The sequence below is a fragment of the Peribacillus sp. NPDC097224 genome (assembly GCF_044761985.1).
Classification (GTDB): Bacteria; Bacillota; Bacilli; order Bacillales; family DSM-1321; genus Peribacillus.
The window spans coordinates 1-1439 of record NZ_JBIWDK010000025.1 but is presented as its reverse complement, the minus strand read 5'-3'; the positions used below and the strand labels follow the sequence as shown (position 1 = coordinate 1439).

General features: G+C 36.2%; 1 protein-coding gene. It reads left to right on the top strand.

The features are described from left to right. The first annotated feature begins 65 nt into the window (after nt 1-65). A protein-coding gene (locus ACIQXR_RS20530; RefSeq protein ID WP_402876154.1) for an IS3 family transposase occupies nt 66-1402 on the top strand; the annotation gives its coding sequence in 2 pieces (ribosomal slippage) (nt 66-459 and nt 459-1402; 1338 coding nt in all). Nucleotides 1403-1439: the final 37 nt, after the last annotated feature.

Sequence of the window (1439 nt, the reverse complement as noted above, 5' to 3'; positions counted from 1 at the left end):
AAAAAGTCTCTCTATAGGGTACTTTTATTTGTATAAAGAAAAGATAGGATTGGAGATACATCACAATGAGCATAAAGACTTTTACAGAAAAAGAAATGAAGTCCTTATTAAAGAATCCTAATGTTAAGGCTGTTAGCCCCAAGGGGATTACATATACAGATGATTTTAAGCGATACTTTATTGCTCAAAATCAGGCAGGTAAGTTACCAAGAGATATCTTTGAAGATAGTGGTTTTGATATAGAGGTTGTTGGTATGTATCGCGTGCAGGCAGCCGGTAAAAGGTGGCGTTCAGCCTATCGAAAGAATGGCTTAGAAGGTTTAAATGATACTCGCAAAGGAAATTCAGGACGTCCACGTGAAAGAGATCTATCTATAGAAGAAAAATATGCTCGGCTAAAAGCTCAAGTTAACCTATTGAAGGCAGAGAATGAGTTGCTAAAAAAGATCGATTTAGCCGAAAGGAGGCTAATGAGAAAGAAATAACCCTGTCAGCCGAACAAAAGTATGTATTAATTCGGTCCATCATTACTAAATATAAACTTAAAAATAAGGTTCAATACTTATGTAATGTCTCTCAGATATCCCGTTCGGGATATTATAATTACTTTCATTCATCCTCCCAAAAGCGTAGACAGGAGCGAGAGGAAAGGGACGAGCAGTTAAGGGGAATTATTATGAAGGCCTATCAATTTAAAAAACGTAAAAAAGGGGCTCGCCAAATTAAAATGACATTGGCAGGTCAATTTAAAATTGTCTTCAACTTGAAACGTATACGTAGAATTATGAAGAAGTATGAGATTGTCTGCCCTATAAGAAAAGCAAATCCCTATCGGAGAATGTTGAAAGCAACTCAAGAACATAGAGTCATGCCAAACCTCTTAAAGCGTCAATTTAAGCAAGAGGTTCCTGGAAAAGTACTCCTGACCGATATCACTTATTTATTTTACGGAAGGGGCCAGAAAGCCTATTTGTCTACCATAAAAGATGGCTCGACTAATGAAATCTTGGCCTACCACGTATCAGACCGCATGACCATGGATTTAGCTACAGAAACCCTTCTAAAACTAAAGAAAAATCGAAGATTTAAAAAGAGAGAAGGCGCATTAATACACTCGGATCAAGGTATCCACTACACACACCCATACTTTCAAAAGTTAGTGAAGAAACTAGGATTACAACAATCTATGTCTAGACGAGGGAACTGTTGGGATAACGCTCCCCAAGAATCCTTCTTTGGTCACTTTAAAGATGAAGCTAACATTAAATCTTGTGAAACAATTGAAGAGTTAAAAAAAGAAATCAAAAATTATATGATTTACTATAACAACTATAGACACCAATGGAACCTAAAAAAGATGACCCCTGTTCAATACAGAGATCATCTTTTAAAAATTGCTTAGGCTTTTTTAAAATGTCCTTTACACAGGGTACACTTTA